A 20,354-nucleotide genomic window follows, 5' to 3' on the forward strand; every position below is an offset into this window, starting at 1 on the left:
GATCATTCGCGCCGATAGAACCATCCCCAAGCACGTGATCGACTATACAAGGTACGTTATCGAGCATGTATTACGTGTTGCATGCTTTACGACGCTCCCAGTGAACTACTCCATGTGGGCTAACTACGCGAAATACATTGATCCGTCCCACGGACCGATAGACCACGGCGGCATTTGCATTGAGTACACCTGCGACGAGAGCTGGCGAAGCGTCAACCTACATCCCGTCGTGTATTCCGACGTTGTTCCAGAGATTAACGTGGTTGCCCGTGATGAAGCGCAACTAGCGCGGGCTATCTACGCAAAGGCAAGCGAGTGGCGCTGTGAGAATGAGTGGAGAATTATGTCGATTATTCAGAGCATGCCTCCGTTTCCTTCCAATCTAACGGCGAACTCAAAGGTGCAGTTCAGAGATAATGTTTCTGGAGTCGTATTCGGGTTACGCACTCCGGATTGCATTGTTTCGAAAATATCGAGACGGATAAAGGAAGCTGGTCGCATTCTCTCCATCAAGCAAGTAGTTCGCGATCCCACGACATTTGAACGTCAATTACGCGAGATGACTTAGTTCATGATGACGCCGAACGCGGGCGTTAGGCCGCATGTGGTGTGAGGGACCGTGACGATACTCCTTCTGCCATTCCTGGCGTTGGCCGTGGCCGGCCTGGTTCTCAGCCTCGCCGCCCATGTGGCAGCGCTCTTCGGTCAGCAGCAACCCCTGGGGGATGCTGCCTGGGCGCTCCACACCGGCATCTTCGTCGTCTGGTTGCCCGCCGTACTCGTCTTGTATCGGCTCGTGAAGGATTTCAAGTACAAGGAAGTGTGGAAGGCGGCACTTCGTGGTTGCCCACACTGGATGCGCTGGCTAACCTCCGCCTTCTTCGTCTACGCGATTGCGAACTTCACCATCTTCGCAGTGCTCGCACCCGGTGGGGCAGACAGCGGTGCGAACGCCCCGCCAATCGTCTTTCGTGGTTCTTCCGGGCACTGGATGGCCTTCTACTCCGCCGCCGCCATCCTCTACTCGGCAATCGTGGTCGCTAAGCGGGATCCGGCCCGCCGCTGTCAAAACGGGCACCCGTTCTTGCCTTCGGCCGTCTTCTGCGAGGTCTGTGGCGCCCGTGTTGGTGAGTTGCCATAATTCTGCGTCCGCGGGCGAATCGGCCCAACCAATCGCTGCAGATGGCGGTCGCCGTCATCGCAGTTCCGGGATTTCATCGCTTTCTGCGACGGCGACCCACAGCTGAGCTTTGTCGTTAGGCGACGGGACCGATCATCCTGCCCAGCGGTTGCGTGGCAGTGTCACTGGTAGTATCATTAGGTCCGTGACTCTGGCTGCGAGGACTCTCGCTCAGATGAAGGTCAATCCTCGAGACTGGCGCATCGAGAGCCTGAAGTCGGTCGCCGATGCCTTCGGGCTGGTCTACCGCCAACCCGGCGGAAGCCACGTTATCTTTCGTCACCCTAATGGCGCCATGCTCAGTGTGCCGGTTCGCCGTCCCGTCAAGCCCGTGTACGTGAAGCGGTTCGTACGTCTGACTGAGGAGGGTGTTGCCGAATGAAAACGCCTGTTGTTGAGTATCCATTTGAGATCCGCCCTCTCTCGAAGGACGAGGGCGGCGGCTACAGCATTTCCTTTCCCGACCTCCCCGGATGCTGGTCGGATGGTGCCACGCCCGAAGAGGCGATCGCGAACGGTCGTGACGCTTTGAAGTCGTGGTTGGCGGTAGCCCGGGAGTTCGGAGATGAGTTTCCCCCACCCTTTTCCGCCGTAAGTGGCCGCTTCGTGCAGCGCGTTCCACGTTCGCTTCACGTGCAGCTCATCGAACGCGCAAAGGCCGAAGGCGTGTCGCTCAACACCCTCATCGTTTCGCTTGTTTCTGAAGGTATCGGTCGGCGTCAAGGTCACGCCAATGAAACCCGTCGTCTAACCGCGCGCTCAACACGGACGGGCACAAAAGCGGCGCGCGCCGGTTAGCGCGAACGTTAGGCAGCGCATCATGTGATTCACAGGCAGGTCCAGATTGAGCGACAACGTCATTCCGTACCTTGAGATGTGCCGGCGCGAAGGCATGAGCCTTCAGCAAGGGATGAACTTTGGTCTGGGCGGCAACCATTCCGTTATCCTCATGTCGCTTCGGCGAAACGCGCCGTACCGGGACCGCCTCGAGGATGGCGGCACCACCCTCATCTACGAGGGGCACGACCGACCCCGAGGTCCTGCTTGTCCCAACCCTAAGGTCGCAGATCAGCCCGAGCACCATCCGTCGGGCGCGCTCACTCAGAATGGCAGGTTTCACGCCGCCGCACGGGACGCGAAAGCAGGCCGGCACCAGCCCGAGAGGGTTCGTGTGTACGAGAAGATCCACACCGGCATCTGGTCATACAACGGGATCTTCCACCTGGTCGACTCCTGGCAAGAGCCTGACGAGTACCGGCTAGTATTCAAGTTCCGCCTAGTCGCTGTCGAGGGAGACGAGGACTTTAACGTGCCGCCCACCGCCAATCCGACGCGTCGACGAATCATTCCTACCGCGGTCAAGCTAGCGGTGTGGAGGCGCGACGGCGGCAAGTGCGTGATTTGCGGTTCCACTGACGAGCTTCACTTTGACCACGATCTTCCCTGGTCGAAGGGGGGCACTTCATTGACAGAGGCGAACGTGCAGCTGCTGTGTGCACGCCATAATCTTGAGAAGCACGACAGGATTCTCTAGAGTGCTGCCTAACCAGGCACCAGAGCCGACGGCGCCCAAGCGGTGGATACCGCCGCGGCTCAGTGCCAGGCGTTCGGCATAGAGAAGGAAGCAGAAATGAAGATACCTATCTACCAAGTTGATGCCTTCACCTCGGAGATCTTCTCCGGTAATCCGGCGGCTGTTTGTATGCTGGATTCATGGATTGATGACAAGCACCTCCAAGCTATCGCTGCGGAGAACAATCTGTCCGAAACAGCATTTCTTGTCCGGAATGATGACAGCTTCGACCTACGATGGTTTGCTCCGGCTACAGAAGTCGCACTTTGCGGGCATGCAACATTGGCGAGCGCCTTTGTTCTGTTTGCCTTGCGACAGTGGCCTATGGATAGCATCCGGTTCAAGACACGCAAGAGCGGACAACTTGTCGTAACCGAACGTGATGACCTCTTTGAAATGGACTTTCCGGCAAGACCTGCTTGCGCTCGGACTTCGCCCGCTGGCCTTAATGAAGCATTGGGGATTACACCGGAGGAGGTACTAGGTTTCGAACCAGAGGGAGACCGGGCAGTGATGATGGCGGTACTGGCAAGCGAGAATGCCGTTCGAGAAGTCCAACCCGATTTCAGCGCACTTGCTCAAGTTGAGTGCCGAGGAGCAATCATTACAGCGAGGGGAGATCGGAGCGACTTCGTATCACGGTACTTTGCGCCCCGTGTTGGCGTACCGGAAGACCCGGTAACGGGATCTGCACATTGCGTTCTGATTCCCTATTGGGCAAGCGTGCTTGGGAGGAATGTTCTGCATGCGTTCCAGGTCTCGAAGCGTGGAGGAGAGTTGTTCTGCACAAACGCTGGCGGACGCGTCAGAATATCTGGTAGAGCTGCTCTCTACTTGGAAGGAATGATTACCATATAGGACGTCGAGCAAACGCATGCAGCGGATGTCGATGAACGACGCCGCTGAGCGGCATGGCGTTAGGCGTCAAGTGTGACGTGCCTGCCTTATGGAGATCGCTGAATGGCTGTTAGAATCGTCCGTCTCGGCACCGATCGATTCTTACGTGAGGGCCTTCGTGTTGGGACAGTGCGGCGTCCCCCTCGCGGCGTGCCTAAGACTCAGTATTCGTCGAAGAACTTCTACGACGTCTGGTTGCCGACCCTCGCACCCAGCTCCGAAACAGTCAGGCTTGCGCGGGGCGCGAAGACCGAGCGCGAGTGGCGCCGTTTCATGAGGAAGTACCGTGCCGAGATGGCTGCTCCGGAGAGCAGGACGACGCTTGATCTCCTCGCCGCACTCTCCCATCAGACTGACTTCTCCGTCGGCTGCTATTGCCCCGACGAATCACGTTGTCATCGGTCGGTATTGCGCGCCCTGCTACTTGAGCGCGGCGCGAAAGTCGTATGAAGGGTTCGCCGGTGGCAGCGTTGACGCCCACCCCTGCGCTCAACCGGACGGGCTCGTGCGCGGCTTCAACTTGGCGAGCGTCGGCACGGCCCGCCGGTTAGCTTGATACGTTAGGTGCCATCGACTTGCACCATGAGGGTTCGTGATGGTGAACAAGAAGTACATTCCCGACGCCGAGGCTGTGCTTGCCAGACGGTATGACAACGGCGGGGACTACTGGGCCGGCGCCGACGGTCGGCTCGGCGTCGGCGATCCATTCAGCACCCTCACGTCGCTGCTGATCCTCCACGAACTGAGGGTGGCGCGCACTCATAAGGCGGTTCGTGGAGCCCTCCAGCTCGTCCTGGGAGCGTGGCGGGACGATGGTCGGTATCGTCTGGCGCCGAGCGGAGCCCTCTATCCGTGCTACACTGCTGCGGCGGCCAGGACGCTGTGTCGATTCGGCTACGCGAGAGACCGAAGGCTGCAGCGGACGCTCGCTCACCTGCTCGAGACGCAGCACGATGATGGTGGCTGGCGCTGCGGCAAGTTCCCGTACGGGCGAGGTCCGGAAACGGAGTTCTCCAACCCCGGTGTCACGCTACCCGTGTTGGACGTCTTTCGCTTCACGGAGCACGCCAATAGGGAGCCGCGTCTCGACAGGGCGGTGGAATCACTCCTGGACCATTGGGTGGTCAGACGTCCAATCGGACCCTGTCACTTCGGAATAGGCACGCTCTTCATGCAGGTCGAGTACCCGTTCCTGCGCTACAACCTGTTCTACTACGTCTACATCCTGTCGTTCTATGATCGGGCCAGAAACGACCAGCGCTACTTGGAGGCGCTCCGCCATCTCGAATCTAAGCTCGATGTGCACGGCCGTGTGGTGGTCGAGCGCCCGAACCGCAAGCTCGCCAACCTGTCGTTCTGCGCAGCGGGGCGCCCGTCCGAGTTGGCCACTGGCCGCTACCGTGAGATCGTCAAGAACCTCGGAGAGGCGGAACACGGGCTCCGGAATCCCCGGGGCCACCTATCCACGGCAACCACCCGACGCGGCGTGTGAACTTCGCCGCTAGGCGCGCAGGTTGGGCAGGTCGAAAGCCATCCGCTCGCGCAAAGTGACGGGTTTTCGTCACGCACAGAAAGGAGGAAGCCGTCATGACCGGCAAGCAATTGCTCAAATGGATGACCGGTTCTGTGCTCGTGGTGTTCTTGTCATCGGGATGCGCGTCACGCAGCGCCCGTACGGATACCGTTGTTCCAACGGCGACACCAGCGCAGACCCAATTCTCTGACCCATTCCTGTACTGCGCAGCGATCGGCACCATTGATGCGCCAGATGCGCGGTATGTTGGTCCTGCGGCGCCTGAGGCGGTTATCAAAGGACTGAGAAAGAAAGCCGGGATCGCGGACGCTGCACCGGACGACTTGATTGTGGCAGGGACCGTCTGGCGCTGTAAGGATAGCCACGTTTGGGCTTGTTTCGTGGGTGCCAATTTGCCATGCTCAAAGGCAAGCACCAGTTCCACGCCCCAATCCGAGATGATTGACTTCTGTAGAAAGAATCCGAACGCTGGTAGTATTCCGGCTGTCGTTACCGGCCATGAAACGATCTATGACTGGCGTTGCGTGGACGGCACTCCCAAAGTGGTCAGACAACGCTTCACGCCAGACGCTCAGGGGTTTGTGTCGGATTTCTGGTATGAACTGCGTGCTCGCGGCCAGCCTCAGCCTGCTGTGACCAAGCTGACCGCCAAGGATGCAGGTTCAACGGTGACGTTGCGTGTGGGCGACAGTCTGGAGGTCGCGCTCGAAGGCAACCCGACCACTGGCTACACGTGGGAAATGGCACCGGGAGCAGGGTCGCTGCTGGAACAACGGGGAGAGTGGGAATTCAAACCTGACAGCAGTGCATTAGGGTCCGGCGGCATGGTCACGCTCAGGTTCAAGGCAATCCAACAGGGGGAGGCCCAGTTGAAGCTGATCTATCACCGGACTTTCGAGCCGAACGTGCCTCCGCTCCAGACCTTCGAGATCAAGCTCGTGGTGGGCAAGTAGCCCAATCCTTCGCCCCGATTGCCAGGCCTGCCTACAGGGGCTGGAGCGCGCGACTATGCGATGAGCACGATCAGCACGCCGAAGAGGGCCGCCATCACGACCTCGACCACCCCGACCCGTGCGATCACCAGCCGCCGCGGCCGCATCCACGCCCCGGCGACGGCCTTGATCGTGCCGGGGAGCAACGCGAGGCCCGCTGCCCGGGGCCACCCCAACAGCGGCGCCCACAGGAGCGCCGCCAGCACGCCTGACGCCGCGGGCACCCAGGCCTTCCATCCCAGGAGCACGCGGCGCGGCCCGGCGAGATCCGGCGGCCACTTCGGCTGCTCGCGCACCTTCACCCGCACGTAGAAGACGGTTGCGCCGAAGTAGGCCAGGTTGAGGGCGTAGAGCCCCCACGCGGTGGGCGACCAATGGCCTGACGCCGCGTACCACGAGGCCGGCGCGGCCAGGGTCAGTCCTGCCACGCCCCAGAGTTCGCCGGCGACCGTCATCTCGACCCTACGGGAGACGAGCCAGAGGTGTACGGCCAGCAGCAGGGCGGCCAGGATCCCGATCGCCACCAGATCCGCGCGGCCGCGCGCCGCGAGCAGCGCGCCCAACGCCAGCGCGGTCAGCAGGTAGCCGGCGGCCCACCGTAGCCACCGCGCCCGCTCAGGATGTGCGGGCTGCCGCGCCAGGAGCATCAGCGGCCACCGGCCCAGGTAGACGGCCCACGCCGCCGCGAAGAACGACCACCAAAGTGGATCAAACGACGGCGCCGCCGCGGCGCCGGTGACCAGCGGGACGCCCAGCATCATCCAGCCGCCGTGCTCGCGCGGGACGACCGGGTTGAACCTAGGGATCTCTTGTTACCTCGATCGGAACCTCGCCCCGGGCGGTGATCTGCCCGATCCGCGCGATGGTCTCCACGCCGCGCGAGCGGAGCGCGTCCTCGAGCGCGCCCGTCCGCTCCGGCGCGCTTGCGATCAGCAGCCCGCCTGAGGTCTGCGCGTCGGCCAGGAGGATGCGCGTGATCTCGTCCACCCCGTCCGCCCAGCGCACCTTGCCCTCCAGCCACTCGAGGTTCCGCGCGGTCCCTCCTGCCACCGCCCCCTGCCCGGCCAGTTCCCGGGCGCCATCTAGGACCGGCACAGCCGCCGCCCTGATGCGCGCGCCGGCGCCGCTGGCCTCCACCATCTCGTACAGGTGCCCGAGCAGCCCGAAACCGGTGACATCCGTGCAGGCATGCGCTCCGGCTTCCAGCATGGCCTCGGAGGCGGCGCGGTTGAGGACCGCCATGACGCGCACCGCTTCCGCGGCCACCTCCGGCGGGGTCTTCTCCTGCTTGATGCCGGTGGTGATGACGCCGAGGCCCAGCGGCTTCGTCAGGTAGAGCACGTCGCCCGGCCGCGCGCCCGCGTTGGAGACGAACCTCGCCGGGTGCACCAGCCCAGTGACCGCCAGCCCGTATTTGGGCTCGGGGTCGTCAATGGTGTGCCCGCCGACGATCAGCACGCCGGCCTCCGCGGCCTTGTCGGCGCCGCCGCGCAGTATCTCCGCCAGGATGTCCAACGGCAGATTGCGCGGGAACGCTGCGATGTTAAGAGCAAGCAGCGGCCGGCCGCCCTTGGCGTAGACGTCCGAGAAGGCGTTGGCGGCGGCGATGAGACCGTACTCGTACGGATCGTCCACGACCGGCGTGAATATGTCCACCGTCAGCACGAGGGCGAGATCGTCGCTCAGCCTGTAGACGCCCGCGTCGTCGCCGGTCTGGATCCCGAGCAGCAGGTTCGGGTCGCTTGGTTTTGGAAGGTGGCGCAGCACGTGCGCCAGGTCGCCCGGTGAGAGCTTCGACGCTCAGCCGGCGCAGGCGACCAGCGACGTGAGCCGGATGCGCTCGCGGTCGGTCACGGCGTCACCCCCTTTCCGGTTCTTCCGGTATTATATCCTCAATGGGCAGCTTTGAGGTCTTCGAGCACACAGCCGACATAGGGATCGTCGCCCGCGGCGCAACGCTGGCCGAGGTGTTCGAGGCCGCGGCAGAGGGGATGTTCTCGCTCATGGTTGATCCGGGCAGCGTCGAGAACCGGGCATGGCTGGAGCGCGAGGTGGAAGCCGACGACCATGGGGGGCTGCTGGTGGCCTGGCTCAACAACCTGCTGGCGGTGGTCAACATCGAGGCCTTTGTGCCGGTCGTCTTCATGGTTGACCAGATCAGCCCCAGCCGGCTGCGCGCAACCGTGCACGGGGAGCCGATTGACCTCGACCGCCACCGCTTCCGCCGCGAGATTAAGGCGGCGACCTATCACATGGTGGAGGTCAAGCAGGCCGACGGAGGCTGGACGGCGCGGGTGATCTTCGATGTGTAGGCTCGTCGCGGCACTCTCTGTCGCCGCGGCCTTGCTGTTCTGCGCGGCGTTATCCGCCACCGTGGTCGCAGCCTCCACAACGGCGCGGCCGGCCGCTGAGCAGCCTGTGCGCGGCGGCGTGCTGCGCATCGCCCACACCGGCGAGCCGCCCACCCTCGATCTCCACTGGACCACGGGCGGGCCCACCCAGGACGTGGCCATCCATATCTTCGAGGGGCTCTTCGCCCTCTCGGGCCGGTACGAGGCGCGGCCGCTGCTCGTTGAGCGCTGGACCGTAACGCCGGACCGCCGTACCTACACCTTCGTGCTCCGCCGCGGCATGCTCTTCCACCACGGTCGCGAGATGACCTCCGGCGACGTGATCGCCTCGCTGCAGAGGTGGGGGCAACTTGCCGCGCGTGGCCGGGAGCTGTTCCGCGACATCGAGAGCCTGACCGCACCCGATGCCTTCACCGTGATGATGCGTCTGCGCGAATCCAACGGGCTCGTGCCCCTGGCGCTGGCGATTCCCAGCCAGGGCGCCGTGATCTACCCGCGCGAGGTAATCGAGGAGGCCGGGGGAGGGATGATCCGCCGCCTCATCGGCACCGGGCCGTACCGGTTCGTGGAGCACCTGCCCGACGTTCACATCCGGCTGGAGCGGTTCGAGCGCTACCGCTCCCGCGAGGATCCGCCCGACGGATTGGCCGGCCGGCGCGAGCCCTACCTGGATTCGCTGATCTTCCTGCCTGTTCCCGACGCCTCGGTACGGATCGCCGGCGTGCTGCGGGGTGACTACCACTTCGCCCACTCGGTTCCCCACGACGAGTATCCCCGGCTCCAGGGCGCGCGCGGGGTCACGCTGCACCCGATCACCACGCCGGCGTGGGCAGGCTTTGTCTTCAACCATCGAACCGCGTTGATGACCGACCGGGCGCTGCGCCGTGCTGTCGTCGCCGCGATTGACGAGGAGGCGGTCCTGCGCGGTACATACGGCCCCCGGCAGTTCTGGCGCACGACGCCGTCGTTCTTCCCTCGCGAGCACCCCCTGTGGACCGAGGCCGGTGCGCCGGTCTACCGGCAGCGCGATCCCGCAGCCGCGCGCAGGATGTTGGCCGAGGCCGGTTACCGCGGCCAGCCGCTGCGCTGGATGGTCAGCAGCGAGATGCCGCACCACATGACCGCTGCCACGATTGCCAAGTCACAACTGGAGCAGGCCGGCTTCGCGGTCGAGCTGCAGGTGATGGACTGGGCCACCCTGGTGTCGCGCCGTGCGCGGTCCGAGGGATGGGACGTATTCGCGACCACGTTCGCGTTCGTGCCCGATCCCGTCTTCCTGCTCCCGCTCCAGCCGTCGTGGCCCGGGTGGTATCAGGACCGCGAGATGGCGGCGCACCTGCGGCTGCTGGTGCGTCACACCAGCCCCCCGGTACGCGCCGCGATCTGGGCGCGCGCACAGCAGCGGTTCTACGACGAGGCCGTCGCGGTGCGGCTGGGTGACTGGTTTCCCCTGCTGCTTCACCGTGCCGAGCTGCGCGGCGTGGTCGGAGGTCCTGGGACGTTTCACTGGAATGAGTGGTTCAACCGCTAGGAGGCGGAACCAGTGGATGCCGTCTGGCAGTGGGGCATCGCCCAGGTCCTGACGCTTCAGCACCTCAGCCCGGGCCTGGATCAGGCGATGGCGTTCCTCTCGTTCCTCGGGGGAGAGGAGTTCTTCATGCTGCTCATCCCCTTTCTGTACTGGTGCGTGGACACCACCTGGGGAATGCGGGTACTGGCAATCCTGCTCTTCTCGGATTTCACCAACGGCCTGCTCAAGTGGGCGTTTCACGCCCCGCGGCCATACTGGGTGGATGCGCGCGTGAAGGCGCTGGTCGCCGAGACGAGTTACGGCCTGCCTTCAGGCCACGCGCAGGTCGCCACGGCAATCTGGGGTTTCCTTGCCAGAGCTGCCAGGCGGCCCTCGGCCTGGGTGGCAGCAGTGCTGCTCGTGCTGGGCATCTCCATTTCCCGGGTCTACCTGGGCGTTCATTTCCCGCACGACGTGGCCGCCGGCTGGGTCGCCGGCGCGCTCGTTCTGGCGGCGTATCTGTGGCTTGAGCCACGCGCGGCAACTTGGTTGAGGCCGAGACCTCTTGCGGTCCATGTTGCCGCAGTCCTGCTGTTTTCCGCGGTGATGCTCGCAGGGGTATTCAGCGTACGTGCAGCGATCGCGGGGACCCCCGATCCGCCGGCCTGGGAGGCGCAGGCCGCGGCGGCAGGACCACCCGCAGCCGGCAGGAGGGGAACCGATCCACGCAGCATGGACGGCTTCTTCACGAACCTGGGTGTGGCGTTTGGAGCCGGTGTCGGTTGGGCGCTGAGAAGGAAGTACGTGTCTTTCGACCCGAGAGGACCCTGGGCGCAGCGGATACTGCGCCTAGGCCTTGGGCTCTTCGTGCTGCTGGGGCTGCGGTCCGGACTGGGCGCGCTCTTCCCTCGGGAGCCGCTTGAGGTGGCGCTGCTGTTCCGCTATGTCCGCTACGCGCTGATAGGTCTGTGGACGGTCTGGCTCGCACCGTGGGCGTTTGTCGGACTCGGGCTGGCCGGGCCTGGAATGAGGACGCGCGGGGCGTCGTTTTAGGAGGGGCACGGAGAGGGCGCCAGAAATCAGACGGAAGGAGCTGAATCTCACCGGGAAGATCAGCGGCACGCTCGCAATCGTGCTGGGCATCGTCGCCGTTATCTTCCTGCTGACGAGCTTCGTCAGCACGTGCCCGTTCTATATGCCATTCGGGATCTCAACCAGGAAGCAAGGATAGAGAATAGGGGGGGTTCAGATAATGGGTACAGTTCAACCGCAGATCGTGGTCGCAGGAGGAGGATTCGCCGGGCTGGAGTCCGCCTTTTACCTGAAGATGCGCTTGGCCGAGCGTGCGAAGATCACCCTTATCTCCGATCAGGAGCAGTTCCTGTTCAAGCCGAACACGATCTACATTCCCTTCGGCCTCGACCCGGAGACCCTGAAGATCCCGCTTGCCAAGCCCACTCAGCGCAAGGGGATCACCCTCGTCAAGGGCGCGGTCAATGGGGTGGATCCCCAGGCCAAGACCGTCCAGGTTGACGGCCAGAAGCTGTCCTATGACTACTTGGTGGTGGCCACCGGCGCCGGTATGCGCCCCGACGAGATCCCCGGCCTCCGCGAACACGCGCAGACCGTCTGGACCACCGAGGAGATGCTCCGGCTGCGGGTGGCGTTCGATGCTCTCCTGGCAGACGCACGGGAGGGGCGGCGCAGGCAGGTCCTGTTCCTCATTCCACCCAACAACAAGTGCTCAGGCCCGCTCTATGAGATGGTCTTCATGCTCGACACCTGGCTGCGCCGGAAGGGAGCGCGCAGCGCTGTTGAGATCGCCTGGTCCACATTCGAGGCAGGGTACATCCAGGTTTTTGGCCCCCGCCTCAACGAAGTGGTGACGGGCGAGTTCGTCCGGCGGGGCATCACCGGTCACACCCAGCACGTGGTCGAGCGGGTGGAGCGCGGCGAGGTGGTGTACCGGAACGGCCGGCGCCTCCCCTACGACCTCCTGATCTCGTTCCCACCATACATCGCTGCCACGCCTTTCGCCGGTCTGCCCTCCGACGAGCGGGGATTCCTCCAGACCAACCTGGGGACACGCCAGGTGGTGGGACATCCCGACATCTATGCCGCAGGGGATGCCGGGGATTTCCCGGTCAAGCAGGCCTTCCTTGCTTTCCTCCAAGCCGATGCGGCCGCGGAGCACCTGGCTTCGCAGGTTCTGGGGACCACGCCGGCATTCGAGTTCCAGCCCGTCAGCATGTGCGTGATGGAGCAGTTCGACAAGGCCACCTTTGCGCAGGTGCCGTTGCGCCTGACCGGGAACCCTGCGCTGCCCGTCGAGGTGCAGCCCGACGCGATGGATCTCTACAGGGTCGGGTCGTCGGCCCCCTGGCGGCTCGGTAAGAAACTCCTTGGGATCTATCTGCCGTGGCGGTTTGGCGCCGGAGAGCCGTTCCATGCCGGCATGCCATGGAAGGTGATGGATGTTGGCCTGAAGATAATGTCGCGGGTGATGGCCTCCTAGGCCGTGCTGTCCCAAGCTGGCCTGTTCTAGACCGGGCTTGTCCGGATGGGGGTCTGATGCTACCATGATTGAAACACGCCCCAGATGGCGATGACGGAGAAGAGTAGCCGCGGGTCCGCCTGGTCGAGAGAGCCGGCGATTGGTGCGAGCCGGTCGGGACCCCGGTCGAATCCCCTCCTGAGCAGCGGGCAAACGCCGGCTTCCTGAAACGGAAAGACAGTGGCCGGCCTAAGCCCCCGGGTGCGCCCGGTACAGCGCTATGAGTGTCCGGGCGCTCCGACGCCCTGGAACCAGAGTGGCACCGCGGGAACCCGCCCCGTCTCTGATGAGACGGGGCGTTTCATTTCAAGGAGGTTGATCGTGCGGCAGTACCTGCTGATTCCCGGCCCGACCCCGCTTCCCGACGAGGTGCTGGCGGCCTCTGCGATCCAGATAGTCGGACACCGCACCCCTGAGTTCGCACGCCTGTTTGCCGAGACGCTGAAGGCGGTCGGGCGTGTCCTGCTGACCCGCGGCACCATCCTGCCCTTCGCGTCGTCGGGCACCGGCGGGCTGGAGGCGACCATCGTCAATCTCTGCTCTCCAGGAGACACGGTGGTGGCGGTGTGCGGCGGCGCGTTCGGCGCGCGGTTCGCTGAGATAGCCGAGGCCTTCGCCGTCAATGTGAACCGGGTAGAGATGCCCTGGGGGCAGGCCGCCGAACCCGAGGCGGTACGCCGGGCGCTCCAGGAGACCCCGGACGCGCGGGCGGTCCTGGTGGCGCACAGCGAGACCTCGACAGGCGTGCGCAATGACCTGGCCGCGATCTCGTCGGTGGTGCGCGAGTGGCCGGCGCTGATGGTGGCGGACGCGGTCAGCTCTGCGGGCGCGGTCGAGCTGCGCGCCGATGAGTGGGGAGTTGACGTTGTGATCACCGCGTCGCAGAAGGCGCTCATGGCGCCGCCCGGGGTGGCGCTGATAAGCGTTTCAGAGCGTGCCTGGGAGGCGGTGAAGGCCGCGCGGCTTCCCAGGTTCTACTGGTCGTTCGATAGGATGCGGGCCGAACTGGGAGATGTGGAGGCATTCACCCCGTTCACTCCGGCGATCAGCGTAGTACGCGCGCTGCACGCCGGATTGAAACTGATCGAGGCCGAGGGCCTGGAGGCCCGGTGGGCGCGCCACCGCCGCACCGCCAGGGCCGTGCGGGCCGGGGTCCGCGCGCTGGGCCTGCGGGTGGTTCCCAGGGAAGAAGACGCCAGCGAGGCGGTCACCGCGATATGGGTGCCGGACGGCGTTGATTCGACGACGCTGCTTACCAGGCTGCGCACCGAGTATGGCGTCGTGCTCGCGGGTGGTCCGGGGCGGATGAAGGGGAAGATCTTTCGGTTTGGGCACCTGGGATGGGTGCCGGACGAGGCGGTGCTTGCCGGGCTGCGCGCTCTGGAGGCCGTACTGCCTGAAGTTGGCGGACCTGCGGGCCGTGGCGCCGAGGCGGCCGCGGCCGAGATACTGGCCAGGGAGGGATAGCCATGCTGGATATTAAGCAGATCCGCGAGAACCCCGAGAGGTTCAGGGCCGGGCTGCGTAGGCGAGGCCGCGATCCCGCCCCCATTGACGCGGTGATCGAGGCCGACCTCAGCCGGCGCTCTCTCCTGCAGGAGATCGAGGCCCTGCGAGCCAGCCAGAACCGTGCGTCCGCCGAGATCCCCGACCTCAAGGGCAAAGACCGGGAGGCGCGCATCGTCGAGATGCGGGCACTCTCGGCCCGGATCAAGGAGCTGGAGCCCCAACTGGCGAGCGTTGAGTCCAATCTCGACGGCCTGATGCGTTCGCTGCCCAACCATCCCGATGAAACCGTGCCCGAGGGCACCGACTCCTCGACCAACGTGGTAGTCCGCAAGTGGGGGACGCCGTCCGAGTTCGACTTCATCCCGCGCGACCACATGGAGATCGGAACCAGTCTGGGAATCCTCAATTTCGAGCGCGGAGCCCGGGCTTCGGGGTCGCGCTTCTACTACATGCGCGGCGAGGGCGTCATGCTGGAGACGGCGCTGGCGCGCATGGCAATGGATCTGCTCACGGAAGAAGGCTTCACGCTGCTGGGGACGCCGATGCTCGTGCGCAGCGGCGTGATCACCGGCGCGTGGGGCGGCGTGGCGCTGGATACCCAGCAGACCTACAAGATCGAGGACGAGGACCTGGCGCTCATCGGAACCAGCGAGCAGCCGCTGGCGGCCTACCACATGGACGAAACGCTCGACGCCTCGGCGCTGCCGCTGCGGTATGCCGGTGTGTCCTGGTGCTTCCGCCGCGAAGCCGGCTCCCACGGCCGCGACGTCCGCGGTCTGTACCGGGTGCACCAGTTCTTCAAGATAGAGATGTTCTCGTACGTCCATCCCGACCGGTCGTCCGAGGAGCACGAGTACCTGGTCGGGCTCGAGGAGCGCTTCGTGCAGGCGCTGGGGCTGCCTCACCGCGTGGTGCTGCTGTGCGGGGGCGACCTCGGGCTGGGGATGGCGAAGACCTATGACATAGAGACCTGGATGCCGGGCCGCGGAGGGTACAGCGAGACGCACTCGTGCAGTAACGCCGGAAGTTTCCAGGCCCGCCGGCTGGGGACCAGGTTCCGGGAGGGTTCGCGCGGCGGCACGGATTTCGTGCACACGCTGAACGGTACGCTGGTGGCCACCGGCCGCGCCATGATTGCCATCTTGGAGAACGGTCAACAGGCCGACGGTAGCGTACGGCTGCCCGAGGTGCTGGTGCCCTACATGGGATGGCGGACAGAGCTGCGCAATGGATAGCTGCAGCCGCGGTAGTCGGTGAACGTATCTCTCTACCTGGCCGCACCCGGATCACGGTTCTGGGCCGCCGCCTCTACGGTCAACTTTGCCGAAGCCGTCGCGAGAGCGGCCGGATGCGGCTACGACGCCGTCGAAGTGATGCCGCTGGATGCCTCTGACCCCGATCCCGAGGCGCTGCGCTCGATGGCCGAACGCCACGGCCTGTCCATCACTGGGCTGGCGACTGGTTACATCGCCCTGGAGCAGGGACTGACCTTCACGCACCCGGACCCCGAGGTCCGAAGGCAGGCGGTGCGCGCCGTGTTCCGGTGCCTCGACTCCGCCCGCCGCGCAGGGGCCCCACTCATTTCCATCGGTATCATCCGTGGGAAGTTACAGGGGGGAGCCTCGCGCGAGGATGCGTGGCCGCACCTGGCCGACTGCGTTCGGGAGTGCGGGCTGTACGCGGGCGAGCTCGGTTTGACCCTCACCATCGAGCCGGGAAACCGCTACGAGACCGATTTCGTTCACACAGTGGACGAGGGCCTCGCCCTTCTCGATGCAGTGAGCCTGCCCTCTGTGCGCCTCCAATTGGACACGTTCCACATGAACATAGAGGAGGCGTCGCCGGCAGACGCAATCAGGCGCGCCGGGCCGCACCTTGCCCACGTGCACTTTGCCGACAGCAATCGCCGGGCGCCCGGCTGGGGGCATCTTGACTTCCGCCCGATCGCGGGCGCGCTGCGCGATGCGGGCTACGCCGGGGCCATCGGCCTGGAGATGCTGCTGATCCCGGACCTCGATTCGGCCGCCAGGCAGGGATTGCGGTTCGTCCGCCGGCTGTTTGGGGACGCCTGAGCAGTCCCGGCAGTCCCGGGGCTACCGAGGTTACCTGATGGGTCAGCCGGTCATCCGCTCCCGGATGAAGTCACGCCCGGCCCGGATCTCCGCGCCGATGTCGTCGTAGGCGCCGGCGACGTCAATGTTGGCGAACCCCGCGTACCCCACCTTGGACAGCGCGCGCAGCACGCTCTCCCAGGGCACGGCGCCCTTGCCGGGCGCCCAGTGGTGGTCCCAGACTCCGTTGTTGTCGGCGAGGTGCACGAGGAAGATCCGTCCTGCCAGCTTCTCGATTGCGACGGGCAGCAACTCTTTCTGCACCAGGAAGTGCCCGGTATCAAACACCACCCCGAGCGCGGGCGATCCGACCGCCTCGATAAGGCGGCACATGCCGTCGGCGTTGCTGACCATCTCGTAGGGCCGGATCTCGAGGGCCAGGCGCGCGCCCTCCTCCTCGGCCAGATCTGCCATCTCCTCCACCGTGCTCCGGTACTGCGCCCACGCTGAGTCCCAGGCAAACCCGGGCGGGATCTCCACGCTGATCGGCGGGGTGAACTCGTCGTAGAGCCGGCGGAACTCGATCGTCCACGATGAGTGTGGAGCGGAATGCAGGTACACCAGGTCGGTCCCCAGCGCCTGAGCGGTCTCCAGCGCCCGTGCCAGCCCTTCCACCGCCTGGCGGCGGATGCCGGGATCCTCGCTCACCGTCAGGTGGCGCAGGTGCCCGGCCTCGAAGGCGTTGACCGCTACGCCGAGCGCCCGGCAGCGGGCCCCGAGTGCCCGCACGGCAGTACGGTTTCCGAAGTCACGGGAGAAGTGCTCCGAGCTGAACGCCGCCAGCTCGATGCCGGCAAACTCCATCTCCGCCGCCCAGCCGGCGAACTCCTCGTACTGCTTGAGCGTTGGTTCGTCACCGTACCGGACGCGCGCGTACGCGACCGTCACGCCTAGGCGCACAGCCCACCCTCCCTGACAGGGGTAGTTCCTCGGTTCTACTTCGAGTGTTTGTCGGCGACCTTTGTGGCGCCGTAGGCGTCGGGCTTGATGACCGCGGCATAGCCCGATCCCGAGACCATGCCCACGACCTCACGGATGATCCGCTTCGTTTCGCCGTTGGGGCCGACGTCCAGGTGGATCTCCACAGGCAGATTGGAGTAGCCGTTGCGGCCGAGCTCCGTGGTCAACAGGTGGGCGGCCTCCAGGCTCAGCGACGTTTCGAGCATGATGCGCTGCCGGAGGCTCTCGATCTTGCGGTTGTGGAACTTCCGGTAGAAGTACCGGCCGCCATGGCCTACCCGGTGGACTACTACCGCGGTGACGAACGTGGTGTCGTCTGAGACCAGCGAGTCGGTGCCGATTATCAAATGGTAGTTCTGGTCGGGCTCGCTCTTCATGTAGCCGACCAGGTGGCGGAACATCTGCTCAAATGAGAGCTGCCCCAGGGTGGGGCTAACGAAATCCACGTCGCTCGCCTCCGTCACAGTATACTCCCGGTGTTTCCTGCTAAACAAGCCACATGGGCGCGGCGGGACCGAGGGCTCGGCACCCTCAGGCGACCTTCAGTATCCTCCGGCCCAGCCTGGCGGCCGTGATCGCCACAAGCCCGGCGCCGGCGGCCACGGCCAGCGGCGCGCCTATGACCGCGGCAGCGCTCGCAGTCACCATCGCCCCCACGGAGGGCAGCCCGACGTTTGCGATCGCCCACACGCTCATCACGCGGCCGCGAAGTGCATCGGTGGCGGATACCTGCATCGTGGTGGACATCGTCGCGATGAGCGTTATCGTGGCTGCGCCCAGCACTACCAGCACCGGGATTGAGAGCGCGATCCACCGCGAGGAGGCAAACGCGGCGAGCAGCGCGGCGAAGATCAGGGCCGTCCTGACGATCGTCCTTCCCCGGTGGCCGCCGGCGCCGCTTGCGGCCAGCACGGTGGCTCCGACGACCACGCCGACCCCCGGCGCCGCGGTGAGATAGCCCAGCCCCCGCGCGTCGGTGTGGAGGATATCCCGAGCGAAGACCGGCATGAGCGTGATGTAGGAGCGGCCGAAGACCCCTGCGACCGTGATTAGAACGAGCAGGGAGCGCAACGCCGGCTGGCTCCACACGAACCGGAGGCCGTCGGTCACAGATCCAAACAGCGAGGAGTCGGTCCTGGCTTGACGCGGTACCGTGCAGATGAAGGAGAGGGCGACCACATTGATAAGGAAGGTGAGGGAGTTCAGCGCGAAGAGCGCGTAGATGCGGTCGCTGCCCAGCACGCCGAGGATGACCCCGGCGAGCGCCGGGCCGAAGAACCCGCCCAACTGGTAGGTTGACTGAAACAGCGAGACGGCGCTCAGCAGGTGTCTGCGATCCACCAGGTCGGGAATCGTGGCGTGCCGCGCCGGGCCCTCGAACGCCAGCACAATGCCCTGGAACAGGCTGAACGCCGCCAGGTGCCAGGCCGTGACAGCGCCAATGTAGGTGAGCCCAGCCAGCGCACCCGCGGCAACGGCCATGGCAAGCTGCATGCCCCGGATGAGACTGAGCCGATGGATTCGGTCGGCGAGGGCGCCCCCGAAGAGCGGCAGGACCACCATCGGCAGGGCAAAGGCCAGGCTTGATGCACCCAGCCAGACCGGGGTGTTGGTCAGCTGGTAGAGCAGCCACCCCTGTCCCACCGACTGCATCCAGGTGCCCGTGTGTGATACCAGCAGGCCGATCCAGAAGATGGCAAACGGTCCTGATCGCAGCGCGGCGAACCTTGGGGAAGGCTGCTCTTCCTGATCGTCCGGCATCTACAGGTCGCGGCGGCCTTCGAGCGCACGCGCCAGGGTAACCTCGTCGGCGTACTCGAGATCTCCACCAACCGGTAGGCCGTGGGCGATCCGCGTCACCCTCACTCCCAGCGGCTTGAGCAAACGCGCCAGGTAGAATGCCGTGGCCTCGCCCTCGACACGCGGGTTGGTGGCGACGATGACCTCGGTCACCCCACCTTCCTGCACCCGGGACAGCAGCTCGGCGATCTTCAGTTCGTCGGGGCCGACGCCGTCCAGCGGCGAGATCGCGCCCCCCAGCACGTGGTAGCGCCCGCGGAACTCACGGGTGCGCTCCAACGCGATGACGTCGCGCGGGTCCTCGACAACGCACAGCACCGCGCCGCTGCGGGAGGGGTTGGAGCAGATTGCGCACGGGTCGGTGTCGGTGATGCCGAAGCAGACCGAGCAGGATCGCATGCCGGCTTTGACGCCCAGGATCGCGTCGACGAGCGACTGTGCCTCCTCCGTGGTCAACCGCATGATGTAGAACGCCAGCCGCTGGGCAGTCCTGGGGCCCACTGTCGGCATCTTGGAGAGCTCGTCTATGAGCCTGGCGAGGGGAACCGGGTAGTCCATCAGCGCTAGGTCAGCCCGGGGATCTGGAGGCCTCCGGTGAGCGCGCCCATGCGGCTCTCGGCCATGCTGCGGGCGTTGCGCTGGGCCTCGTTTACGGCTGCCAGCACGAGATCCGTCAGCAGGCCGACGTCCGCGGGGTCCACCACAGAGGGGTCGATCTCCAGCTCGATCAGCTCACCGTGACCGCTTGCCACCGCCCGCACAACGCCTCCGCCGGCGCGGGCCTCGATCCGGGCGGAGGCGAGCTCCTCCTGGACCCGCGCCATCTCGGACTGCAGCTTCTGCATCTGCTTCATCATCTTGCCCATGTTGCCTGTGTTCAACGGTCGTCCTCCTCCACGATGTCGGCGGCGAACAGCTCCCTGGCACGCTCCACCAGCGATGCCTTCGCCGCGGCGGGCCTGGGCGCTGGGCCACCCCCGGCGGCGGGATGCTCAGGCGATGACGCAGGAGGATCAAGCCCCGCGGCGGGCGCGTCGTGCAGGCAGGCCCGGAAGCGAAGGGGATGGGACAGCACGCGCGATAGGGCACCCTCTATGACCTCGCGGTTCTCGGCGCGGTGCAGGTTGTCCAGGTGGAAGTTGTAGCCCGACCGCAGCCCCACGACCAGTGTACTCCCGGTGACCTCCAGCGGCGTACCCTCGATCAGCAGGGCGTGGCAGAGCATCTTGACGCGCTTGATGTCTTCCAGCACCCGTGCCCACTGGCGTCGCACGTCATCAATGGTGACGCTTCCGGCGATGCTTCCCTGCGGCTTTTCCGCGGGAGCTGGCGCGGCGCGGGAGGGCGCGGCAGGGGGCGGCGCCGCAGGGCGTGGCGCCGCAG

The 20,354-nt window shown here is 65.3% G+C and carries 25 protein-coding genes; 17 read left to right on the forward strand and 8 right to left on the reverse strand.

Features of this window, described 5'->3' with window-relative positions; genetic code table 11:
- From RDU83_13490 to RDU83_13530, 9 genes are all read left to right on the forward strand, one after another.
- Nucleotides 1–568, forward strand: a 568-nt coding sequence (locus RDU83_13490) for a DUF2971 domain-containing protein (GenBank protein MDQ7842013.1), incomplete at its 5' end; no start/stop codon positions are given.
- Between the two features lie 51 nt (nucleotides 569–619).
- On the forward strand, nucleotides 620–1,141 hold the full coding sequence (locus tag RDU83_13495) for a hypothetical protein (protein ID MDQ7842014.1): 522 nt from the start codon (nucleotides 620–622) through the stop codon (nucleotides 1,139–1,141).
- A gap of 214 nt (nucleotides 1,142–1,355) precedes the next feature.
- Nucleotides 1,356–1,562, forward strand: coding sequence for a type II toxin-antitoxin system HicA family toxin (locus tag RDU83_13500; GenBank protein ID MDQ7842015.1), 207 nt, complete (start codon nucleotides 1,356–1,358; stop codon nucleotides 1,560–1,562).
- Complete coding sequence (locus RDU83_13505; protein MDQ7842016.1) at nucleotides 1,559–1,978, forward strand: type II toxin-antitoxin system HicB family antitoxin; 420 nt, start codon at nucleotides 1,559–1,561, stop codon at nucleotides 1,976–1,978. The genes RDU83_13500 and RDU83_13505 overlap by 4 nt, the downstream gene beginning before the upstream one ends.
- Nucleotides 1,979–2,024: 46 nt before the next feature.
- Nucleotides 2,025–2,714: an HNH endonuclease gene (locus tag RDU83_13510; GenBank protein MDQ7842017.1), complete on the forward strand. Its 690-nt coding sequence runs from the start codon at nucleotides 2,025–2,027 to the stop codon at nucleotides 2,712–2,714.
- A gap of 96 nt (nucleotides 2,715–2,810) precedes the next feature.
- Nucleotides 2,811–3,611 (forward strand): PhzF family phenazine biosynthesis protein, encoded by an 801-nt coding sequence (locus tag RDU83_13515; protein ID MDQ7842018.1) that lies wholly within the window; start codon nucleotides 2,811–2,813, stop codon nucleotides 3,609–3,611.
- A gap of 102 nt (nucleotides 3,612–3,713) precedes the next feature.
- Nucleotides 3,714–4,100 (forward strand): DUF488 family protein, encoded by a 387-nt coding sequence (locus tag RDU83_13520; protein MDQ7842019.1) that lies wholly within the window; start codon nucleotides 3,714–3,716, stop codon nucleotides 4,098–4,100.
- Nucleotides 4,101–4,242: 142 nt separating this feature from the next.
- Entirely contained in the window at nucleotides 4,243–5,142 is a 900-nt protein-coding gene (locus tag RDU83_13525; protein ID MDQ7842020.1) for a prenyltransferase, read from the forward strand.
- A 95-nt stretch (nucleotides 5,143–5,237) separates the two neighbouring features.
- The gene (locus RDU83_13530; GenBank protein MDQ7842021.1) at nucleotides 5,238–6,137 is read left to right on the forward strand and encodes a protease inhibitor I42 family protein; all 900 of its coding nucleotides are present in this window, start codon (nucleotides 5,238–5,240) and stop codon (nucleotides 6,135–6,137) included.
- A gap of 53 nt (nucleotides 6,138–6,190) precedes the next feature.
- Here RDU83_13530 and RDU83_13535 read toward each other — a convergent pair whose 3' ends face one another.
- Nucleotides 6,191–6,982 carry a YwiC-like family protein gene (locus tag RDU83_13535; GenBank protein MDQ7842022.1) on the reverse strand — a complete coding sequence of 264 codons (792 nt, stop codon included), beginning with the start codon at nucleotides 6,980–6,982 and terminating at the stop codon, nucleotides 6,191–6,193.
- On the reverse strand, nucleotides 6,975–8,030 hold the full coding sequence (gene selD / locus RDU83_13540) for a selenide, water dikinase SelD (GenBank protein ID MDQ7842023.1): 1,056 nt from the start codon (nucleotides 8,028–8,030) through the stop codon (nucleotides 6,975–6,977). Before selD ends, RDU83_13535 begins: the two co-directional genes overlap by 8 nt.
- 41 nt (nucleotides 8,031–8,071) lie before the next feature.
- Between selD and RDU83_13545 the strand changes: the two genes are divergently transcribed.
- From RDU83_13545 to RDU83_13580, 8 genes are all read left to right on the forward strand, one after another.
- Complete coding sequence (locus RDU83_13545; GenBank protein MDQ7842024.1) at nucleotides 8,072–8,488, forward strand: archease; 417 nt, start codon at nucleotides 8,072–8,074, stop codon at nucleotides 8,486–8,488.
- Entirely contained in the window at nucleotides 8,481–10,058 is a 1,578-nt protein-coding gene (locus RDU83_13550) for an ABC transporter substrate-binding protein (GenBank protein ID MDQ7842025.1), read from the forward strand. Before RDU83_13545 ends, RDU83_13550 begins: the two co-directional genes overlap by 8 nt.
- Before the next feature lie 12 nt (nucleotides 10,059–10,070).
- On the forward strand, nucleotides 10,071–11,090 hold the full coding sequence (locus RDU83_13555; protein ID MDQ7842026.1) for a phosphatase PAP2 family protein: 1,020 nt from the start codon (nucleotides 10,071–10,073) through the stop codon (nucleotides 11,088–11,090).
- Nucleotides 11,091–11,148: 58 nt separating this feature from the next.
- The gene (locus RDU83_13560; GenBank protein MDQ7842027.1) at nucleotides 11,149–11,268 is read left to right on the forward strand and encodes a DUF2892 domain-containing protein; all 120 of its coding nucleotides are present in this window, start codon (nucleotides 11,149–11,151) and stop codon (nucleotides 11,266–11,268) included.
- 21 nt (nucleotides 11,269–11,289) lie between these two features.
- Nucleotides 11,290–12,552, forward strand: coding sequence for an FAD-dependent oxidoreductase (locus RDU83_13565; protein MDQ7842028.1), 1,263 nt, complete (start codon nucleotides 11,290–11,292; stop codon nucleotides 12,550–12,552).
- Nucleotides 12,553–12,912: 360 nt separating this feature from the next.
- Nucleotides 12,913–14,058, forward strand: coding sequence for an alanine--glyoxylate aminotransferase family protein (locus RDU83_13570; GenBank protein MDQ7842029.1), 1,146 nt, complete (start codon nucleotides 12,913–12,915; stop codon nucleotides 14,056–14,058).
- Nucleotides 14,059–14,060: 2 nt separating this feature from the next.
- Nucleotides 14,061–15,335 (forward strand): serine--tRNA ligase, encoded by a 1,275-nt coding sequence (gene serS, locus RDU83_13575; protein MDQ7842030.1) that lies wholly within the window; start codon nucleotides 14,061–14,063, stop codon nucleotides 15,333–15,335.
- 18 nt (nucleotides 15,336–15,353) lie between these two features.
- On the forward strand, nucleotides 15,354–16,172 hold the full coding sequence (locus tag RDU83_13580; GenBank protein ID MDQ7842031.1) for a sugar phosphate isomerase/epimerase family protein: 819 nt from the start codon (nucleotides 15,354–15,356) through the stop codon (nucleotides 16,170–16,172).
- 42 nt (nucleotides 16,173–16,214) lie between these two features.
- Here the strand turns inward: RDU83_13580 and RDU83_13585 are convergent, their stop codons facing one another.
- The 6 genes from RDU83_13585 to RDU83_13610 form a co-directional block, all read right to left on the reverse strand.
- Entirely contained in the window at nucleotides 16,215–17,111 is an 897-nt protein-coding gene (locus tag RDU83_13585; protein MDQ7842032.1) for a sugar phosphate isomerase/epimerase family protein, read from the reverse strand.
- Between the two features lie 35 nt (nucleotides 17,112–17,146).
- Nucleotides 17,147–17,617 (reverse strand): ribonuclease H-like YkuK family protein, encoded by a 471-nt coding sequence (locus RDU83_13590; GenBank protein MDQ7842033.1) that lies wholly within the window; start codon nucleotides 17,615–17,617, stop codon nucleotides 17,147–17,149.
- Nucleotides 17,618–17,702: 85 nt separating this feature from the next.
- Complete coding sequence (locus RDU83_13595; protein MDQ7842034.1) at nucleotides 17,703–18,932, reverse strand: MFS transporter; 1,230 nt, start codon at nucleotides 18,930–18,932, stop codon at nucleotides 17,703–17,705.
- Nucleotides 18,933–19,532, reverse strand: a complete 600-nt coding sequence (gene recR / locus RDU83_13600) for a recombination mediator RecR (GenBank protein MDQ7842035.1) — start codon at nucleotides 19,530–19,532, stop codon at nucleotides 18,933–18,935. It lies immediately after the preceding gene.
- Nucleotides 19,533–19,534: 2 nt separating this feature from the next.
- Nucleotides 19,535–19,852: a YbaB/EbfC family nucleoid-associated protein gene (locus RDU83_13605; GenBank protein MDQ7842036.1), complete on the reverse strand. Its 318-nt coding sequence runs from the start codon at nucleotides 19,850–19,852 to the stop codon at nucleotides 19,535–19,537.
- Nucleotides 19,849–20,354 (reverse strand): hypothetical protein (locus RDU83_13610; GenBank protein MDQ7842037.1); only part of this gene is annotated, 506 nt, incomplete at its 5' end. The genes RDU83_13610 and RDU83_13605, both read right to left, overlap by 4 nt.

The sequence above is a fragment of the bacterium genome (genome assembly GCA_031082185.1).
Taxonomy (GTDB): domain Bacteria; phylum Sysuimicrobiota; class Sysuimicrobiia; order Sysuimicrobiales; family Humicultoraceae; genus VGFA01.

Bases quoted from the DNA above. Each gene is read 5' to 3' on its own strand.
- RDU83_13500 (MDQ7842015.1), top strand. From the start codon at position 1,356: ATGAAGGTCAATCCTCGAGACTGGCGCATCGAGAGCCTGAAGTCGGTC.
- RDU83_13505 (MDQ7842016.1), top strand. From the start codon at position 1,559: ATGAAAACGCCTGTTGTTGAGTATCCATTTGAGATCCGCCCTCTCTCG.
- RDU83_13515 (MDQ7842018.1), top strand. From the start codon at position 2,811: ATGAAGATACCTATCTACCAAGTTGATGCCTTCACCTCGGAGATCTTC.
- RDU83_13520 (MDQ7842019.1), top strand. From the start codon at position 3,714: ATGGCTGTTAGAATCGTCCGTCTCGGCACCGATCGATTCTTACGTGAG.
- RDU83_13530 (MDQ7842021.1), top strand. From the start codon at position 5,238: ATGACCGGCAAGCAATTGCTCAAATGGATGACCGGTTCTGTGCTCGTG.
- RDU83_13545 (MDQ7842024.1), top strand. From the start codon at position 8,072: ATGGGCAGCTTTGAGGTCTTCGAGCACACAGCCGACATAGGGATCGTC.
- RDU83_13550 (MDQ7842025.1), top strand. From the start codon at position 8,481: ATGTGTAGGCTCGTCGCGGCACTCTCTGTCGCCGCGGCCTTGCTGTTC.
- RDU83_13565 (MDQ7842028.1), top strand. From the start codon at position 11,290: ATGGGTACAGTTCAACCGCAGATCGTGGTCGCAGGAGGAGGATTCGCC.
- serS (MDQ7842030.1), top strand. From the start codon at position 14,061: ATGCTGGATATTAAGCAGATCCGCGAGAACCCCGAGAGGTTCAGGGCC.
- RDU83_13595 (MDQ7842034.1), bottom strand. From the start codon at position 18,932: ATGCCGGACGATCAGGAAGAGCAGCCTTCCCCAAGGTTCGCCGCGCTG.